Consider the following 7,267-nt stretch of genomic DNA (forward strand, 5'->3'; position numbering starts at 1 on the left):
GGTATACAAAGGTGCGTAATCCACACCTTACACCCCATTAAATTTAAGGATAATTATGCAAATCCGTTTTATGACCGAAAACGACATTCCCCAAACTTTTGAGTTAATGAAAGCATTGGTGGTTTTTGAGCATTATATTGACAGCTTTGCTATTACGCCAGACATTGTTAAAGAAAAAGGTATTGATAAAAATCCGCCTGATTTTTATTGTTTGGTTGCTGATGATAATGGGACAATCGCAGGAATGCTTGTTTATTATTTTTTGCCTTATACGGCTCAAAATTGCCCCGCCATTTATATGAAAGAGCTTTATGTTGATGAAAATTTCCGCAGTCAAAAGGTTGGCGAAAAGTTGATGTTAAAATTAAAACAAATCGCCAAAGAAAACAACTGCCAAACCATTAAATGGACGGTTGCCCCTTGGAATGATAGGGGAATGAAATTTTATGAACGCTTAGGGGCAAAACAAAACACCGAATGGGTAAATTATGAATTGGCGGTGAAATAAACCGCAACCCATTTAAAACCCCCAAATTTATTAAATTGTAAGAAATTAATTATGACAGAAAACACTCCCAACACTCAAAACACCCCCCATCTAATCCCCAATGGCAAATTCGCTTTTGGTTATTATATCCTTGCCCTTGCTGTTTTGGTGATTGACCAAATCACCAAAATCGGTTTTCAAAAATGGCTAAAAGTTGAATATACTTCCGTTCCCGTCATTGAACCGTTTTTTAATTGGACTTTGGCATATAATCGTGGGGCGGCGTTTAGCTTTCTTGCCAATCAAGGCGGTTGGCAAAAGTACTTTTTTGCCTTGCTTGGTATTGCCGTATCGGTATTTATCATTCGCTATTTACGCCAAATTCCCAAATCCGCCAAAGTCTTATCGCTTGGTCTGGCTCTTGTGCTTGGTGGAGCAATTGGCAACGTTATTGACCGCTTTTTATATGGCTATGTAATTGATTTTATTCATATTCATTGGTATGATGTTTGGAATTATCCTGTGTTTAATGTGGCGGACATTGGCATTTGTGTGGGTATGGCACTGGTGGTATGGGATATGCTGTTTTTTGAAAGTAAACGCAAAAATGGCGTATCGTGATAAATTAATAAAGGGCGGAGTTGCCCTTTTGTTTTTTATCAATGGGTGTGGTGATTCACGGTTTAGCGTCTGGCAGGCTTGGGGCATTGCAAACGCATGGAGACTTGCAGTGGGCGAGCGATGGGCGTGCCATTTTCAAGATAAGGGGTGTATCTGGCTTTTTTAAACTGCTGGGTAATTTGACGTGCTAGCTCCTTGTCTTTGACTTTTATACCCTTGACGGCTGTTACCTTTCCTTGTTTGTCGAGCGTGAGTGTGGCAGGAGTATTGATGGCTTCGCCATTTTTACAACTCTTGGTTGGTAAATCACTAAAATCAGGGGCTTTAACCACGGTTGGGGCAGTGATGGGCTGATGCTTGGCGGTACAAGCGGACAGTACACACAGGGATAGTGCTGAAAAAATTCTTAAATACATAGAAATAACATTCATCATCAAGTTGTTTGGCTTAAAATCTATCAATTTAAGAGCAGTATGATAACTTATTTTTGCTTATTTCTCAATCAGATAGAATGCATTGAAAGATAATTGAAGTTTATTTTTATTCGTACAATAAAAACCACCTTCTATCCATTTTTCCACAAAAAATCGCACAATTTTTTACAAAAACACCTTAAAAATGTTACAATTTTGCTTGTAAACACTTATTTTCCAACCTCAAGGTAATCACATGAAAAATCACCACTCTTTTATCCTAAAACCCCTTGTCGTCTCTTGCTTTGTCGCCATGGCAGCAACTGGTTGTGCCATTGATGATGATGTTGATGTCGCACATCATGCCAATCTCATCAAAAATACTGCCGACCCAAGCATTATTCGTGCCGAAGAAGAAGCCAAACGCAAGGCTGAGGAAGAGGCTAAACGTAAAGCAGAAGAGGAAGCCAAACGTAAAGAGGCAGAGCGTCTTGAAAAAGAACGTCAAGAAGCCGAAGCCAAACAAAAAGCTCAACAAGCTGCCCTTGATAAAATCAACAAGGCTCGCCAAACCGTTGGTAATGCTAACAGCACCCTAACACAAGCTCAAAAAGCAACCACCGAAGCACAGAGCCAAGCATCAAACCCTGCCACTGCTGACAACATCATCAATCAAGCCAACGCTGCTTATCAGCAGGCTAGCACCGCTTTAAATAACGCCGAAACCGCTCTTGTCGAAGCAGAGCAAGCCCTAAAAGATGCCAAAGCAATTGGTGCCAATCAAGACATCATCAACCAAGCTCAAAAAGCAGTAGAGGATGCCAAGCAGGCGATAAACACCGCTGAAAATGTTCGCACGCAAGCTCAAAATGCACGCAAGCAAGCCGAGCGAACTAAAAGCGACAATGCAAGTCAGCAGATTGCCAAGCAAATCGAAAAAGCCAACGCCCAAACCAATGAAGCGGTCGCTACCGCCAACACAGCAAAAGCCGAGCTAAATAATGCCGATAGCCAAGCTGAGCAAGCAAAAACTCAAGCAGGCAATCCTGACACTGCTCAGTCTGCCATTGACCAAGCCAAAAAAGCAGAGCAAACCGCCCAAAATGCTCTAGATAAAGCCCAAGAAGCGGTCAAACAAGCACAAACGGCACTTGATACCGCTAAAGCTACAGGCAATCAAGAAGCGATTAAAAAAGCCCAAGATGCATTAAATAATGCCAATGACACTGCCAAAAAAGCCACAGATGCCAAAGAAAAAGCAGAAGCTGTCATCGCTCAAGCCCAAAGCACACTTGACAAATATCAAGCCGAACAAGATAATCAAAATAATGCCAAAATCAAGCAAATCAAAGACACCGCAACTGGCATTGCCAATACCGCAAACACGCTAATAAGCAATCTTGACAACACCAAAAAAACTGCTGACAATGCCACCAAGCAAGCAAATGCTTTAATCACCACCGAGCAAGCACTAAAAGACGCTGATACTGCCAAAACACAAGCGGTAGATGCTGAACAAAAAGCTCAAAAAGCACTGGCAGATGCCCAAAAAGCACTGACAGATGCCAAAACCGTTAGTGCAAATAACGAAGCTGTAACCGCCACCCAAAATGCCATCAAAAAAGCCGAAGAAGCACTGGCATCTGCCCAAGCCATCAAAAAACAAACTGAAGCTGTCAGTAAACAGGTAGAGACGACAGAAGCAAAGGCTTATGTTACTCCCATATCCAATGACACCATCAAAAAAGCCAAGCCTGACCATACTCGCAAGGTCAATGACTCATTGGTCAAAACCCAGCCCACACCTGTCCAAGACACCATTGCAGGCTATAGTAGTATGGACAGGGTTAGCCCTGAAGGGGAGTTTGTTGAGAATAAAACCAACGCGTTTTATGGTGTCAATCAAAATGAATATGCCAAAAAAATCACAGAGTTAAAAACATCCATTGACACCACCAAGCTCTCTGTCGGTGTCATTGATAGCGGCATCAGCCCTGACAACCCTGACTTGGCAGGAGCCAAACTCAGTGGCAATAATCTAGTTGCTTGCAGTAACTACGACTGCTTCATGAATTTACCTTATATGATGTCAAAACCCAAAGATTCTCACGGTTCTAACATGGCAGCGATTATTGCAGGTAACAATGGCATGACCAATGCCACCATTTATTCGTATACAGATGGTGATTTAGGTAATGGAGATGAATTTGTTGCCATGCATAAACTAAATAAGGATCAGGGGGTTAAAATCTTTAACAACTCATGGGGTTACATCCCTGAACCTGGTCAAAGTGAAAATGTCTGGCTTGAAGATGCCATGACTGCCACACCCAATGGCGATACCAAAAACAGCTCATACAAGGAAGTTCAATCCATTCATGAACTCATCCTCGAAAATGATGCCCTACTCATTCACGCCACGGGCAATGAAAACAAAAACAACACCTTTGGCGAGCGATTAATCCCCAAACTCAACCCCGACTTTAAAAAAGGCTTTTTGGCGGTCTCCGCTCCTCGTGAAGACTTTGTCGAAGCCAACTACTGTGGCGATGCGGCCGAATGGTGTCTTTCTGCCACATCCACCACATCCCATCATGACAACGATGGCACAGAAGTCACATATCAAGGCACATCGCCTGCCACAGCTCGTGTTACGGGTGCCGCTCTACTCGTCAAAGGGGCTTATCCTTGGATGAAAAATGAAAATCTGGTACAGACCCTCTTGAGTACCGCCCAAGATTTTGACGACCTAAAAGCACGAAATGCCACATTCTTAACACTTGCAGAGATCAAAGAGTCAGAAATCAATCCTGACCGACCAGCTTATGAAGCTTTAGATGACAAAGGCAATAAAATTATCGTTCAAGCAGTTGACACACCTTGGCAGAATCGCACCATCGTCAAAAATATCGGTGGCAAAAACATCACTCATGAAAGCGGTTGGGGTCTACTAGACACCATCGCTGCAACCCAAGGTTATGGTGGTTTTTACTGGGACAATGTCATGTTAGATGTCACAGACAAAGACACCGTATCTGTCTTCTCCAACAACATCAAAGGCAATTACGGCTTCACCAAAGCGGGTGATGGTAAACTTGTCCTAACAGGTAATAACACTTACAAGGGCGACACCGTCATTACTGATGGCACCCTTGAAATTAATGGCGATAACGGCAACTCAGTCATCAATATCACAGGTGGCGAACTGACAGGCTTTGGCACGACTGGCAGTGTCAAACAAACTGGTGGGGCGGTCAATAACGAAGGTAACCTAACCATTCGTGGCACCTACACCATGAATAATGACAGTACCTTTAAAGCCAAATTTGGCAATCTTTTGACCATCACCGAAAAAGCCACTCTGGACGGCACGCTTGACCTATATGATGAAGTTAAGCAAAGCGAACCACTGATCAAAGAGACAGGTTCAAAAACCACTGTACTACGAGCAGGTGAGCTAAGCGGTACTTTTGATACCGTCAAATCCAGCAATGCTCTATTTAGCATCATCAAGACCGAATATAGTGGCAAGGTTGGTACCGACGGCAAGACCACGCCTGACGCCACCACCAAAACTGATGTGGTGGTGAGTGCCAAACGCAACAAACTAAGCAATATGGGTAGCACCACCACTGCCAGTATCGGACGCACCAAAGTTGAGCAAAATTTAGATAAAGTGCTAAGCGAGATAGATGCCAAAGACAATGCAGGCAAACTAACTGGTAGCGAGAAAGCCTTTGCGACAGACTTTGCTAACACAATGTCTTTAGCAACCAACAAATCCTTGCTTAGCACATCTGGCACGCCTGCCATTATTGGCAATAAGTACAACGAAGCTTTGTTTGGACTTGACCCTGCATTTTATGCCAATAACGCCGTTCACGCCATCGAACAAAGTGGCACCCAAGCGACCAATTTTGCCAAAAACATGGCAAACACCGCCAACGGTGTATGGCTAGAGAGTACTTACCAAGAATATGAGCTAGACCTGCCAAGCAGTCAAAGCGAGCGTGAAGTCCGCAACCAAAGCATTGGCGTGGCAAAAACAGGTGAGCGTTTTGGCTTAGGCTTACAGCTTGACCTAGGTCGCCTTGAGTTGGACGAGCAAAACGGCAGTATCAACCACAACATCGAGACAGATGTCGCCACTCTAACCGTGGGTGTAAATAGCGATGTGGGCAATAACGCCAAAGGTACGCTATGGGCAAAAGCAGGTGTGTTAAACAGTGATGCCAAAAACAACACCCATAACAAACAAAAGTATGACGGTCAGCTCTATGCTGGCGGTGTCCATCTTGGCACTTCATACGCCCTAAGCCCCAATGCCAACATCAAGCCTTATATCGGGGTTAGCTACCATCAATATCAGCATGACAATGCCCACTTTGATGACGGTGTTGTGATGGTCAAAGACATTGACGCCACTCGTTGGCAAGGCACCATTGGCGTGGATACCGAGTACCAAATTAATCCCCAATGGCAAGTCCAAGCAGGTCTGCAATACGACAACGCTTTTGAACAAGACGCAACGATTGCCAGTGCTTACTCAGGCACCGACACCGATGTCGCTTTTGATGCATGGGAGACTGGCAAAGACAAAATCCAAGCCAGCGTTGGTACCAGTTATCAGATTGACCCAAGAAACCGTGTCAGCCTAGATTATGATTATTTTAAAAGTGAAAAATCTGACGGCGACCGTGTACAGCTTACCCTAAGCAGTCGTTTCTAAGCCATTACAGCAAAACAAAAACGGTTCAAATTGAACCGTTTTTGTTTTAAAGATTTTATCACAAAATCCGAATCCCCTGCCACAGCGCATATACCCCAAGCACAAACAGCACGACCGAGATGACATGACCAAAGACTTCTTGGGAGAGTCTGTTACGCACCTTTGAACCCAAATAGACAAACAGCATAGAAATCACAATCACGATTCCAAGCATAGCCATCTGCTTTTGGCTAAATGCCATGATGAGCGGAGTCAAGGTAAATAGCTGAATGACTTTGGTAATCAAAATACTCATGTTATTGACAATCACCATCTCATGCTTGGTGCGGTCTGTGCCGATAAGATAAATCATCAAAAACGCCACAATGGCATTGGTAACACCGCCGATGACCCCAACCAAAAACCCCGCCACCGCCATTGTTTTTTTATCTCTTTTAAAGGTAATTCTAAACCTGCTGTATTGGGTAATAATATAGACAATGAGCGTCAGACCCAAAAAGATTTTTAGATAGCTATCAGGAAACAGCAGAAGCAGTCGCACCCCAACTAAGCCACCCAAAAAACTCATCACAAACAGCCAAAAGTACTCTTTACTGTATTTGATAATGTTGGCAATAACACCCCCACCCGTGCGAAGCATGATGAGATTTAGGATGATACACGGCACAATAACCATCGCCACCGCAATTTTAAGCGGATAAAAACTGGCAATAATCGCGGTGCCAACAATAGGATAGCCAAAGCCTGCCACACCATGCAACAACGCCCCAAGTACAAAAAAAACAATGATAATCCAATCATTATTATCAAATTGTGATAGCATGAACTGCCCTTATTCCAAATCATAAAACGTGGGCAATTATCGCAAACTTTATCCAAAAAGTGATATGCACGATAAGTCATTGCTTATTCCAAAAACGAAAAACACCGCATAAAGCGGTGCTTTCAAGCCTTTTTGCATGAGTTTAGGCAGGTTTATTTTCTTCATGCAGTCTTGCATTTATACCAACCGAACCC

General features: G+C 43.4%; 5 protein-coding genes. 3 read left to right on the forward strand and 2 right to left on the reverse strand.

Annotated elements, in window-relative coordinates:
- Positions 1-55 precede the first annotated feature (55 nt).
- Both B5J93_RS11820 and lspA read left to right on the forward strand, forming a co-directional pair.
- The gene (locus tag B5J93_RS11820; protein ID WP_079326557.1) at positions 56-508 is read left to right on the forward strand and encodes a GNAT family N-acetyltransferase; all 453 of its coding nucleotides are present in this window, start codon (positions 56-58) and stop codon (positions 506-508) included.
- 51 nt (positions 509-559) lie between these two features.
- Positions 560-1,108 (forward strand): signal peptidase II, encoded by a 549-nt coding sequence (gene lspA, locus B5J93_RS11825; RefSeq protein ID WP_079326558.1) that lies wholly within the window; start codon positions 560-562, stop codon positions 1,106-1,108.
- Between the two features lie 62 nt (positions 1,109-1,170).
- Here lspA and B5J93_RS11830 read toward each other — a convergent pair whose 3' ends face one another.
- Positions 1,171-1,542 (reverse strand): energy transducer TonB, encoded by a 372-nt coding sequence (locus B5J93_RS11830; RefSeq protein ID WP_143823546.1) that lies wholly within the window; start codon positions 1,540-1,542, stop codon positions 1,171-1,173.
- 235 nt (positions 1,543-1,777) lie between these two features.
- Between B5J93_RS11830 and B5J93_RS11835 the strand changes: the two genes are divergently transcribed.
- The gene (locus tag B5J93_RS11835; RefSeq protein WP_079326560.1) at positions 1,778-6,250 is read left to right on the forward strand and encodes a S8 family serine peptidase; all 4,473 of its coding nucleotides are present in this window, start codon (positions 1,778-1,780) and stop codon (positions 6,248-6,250) included.
- Between the two features lie 58 nt (positions 6,251-6,308).
- Here B5J93_RS11835 and B5J93_RS11840 read toward each other — a convergent pair whose 3' ends face one another.
- Positions 6,309-7,073 carry a sulfite exporter TauE/SafE family protein gene (locus tag B5J93_RS11840; RefSeq protein WP_079326561.1) on the reverse strand — a complete coding sequence of 255 codons (765 nt, stop codon included), beginning with the start codon at positions 7,071-7,073 and terminating at the stop codon, positions 6,309-6,311.
- Positions 7,074-7,267: the final 194 nt, after the last annotated feature.

Source organism: Moraxella equi (genome assembly GCF_002027555.1).
Lineage (GTDB): Bacteria > Pseudomonadota > Gammaproteobacteria > Pseudomonadales > Moraxellaceae > Moraxella > Moraxella equi.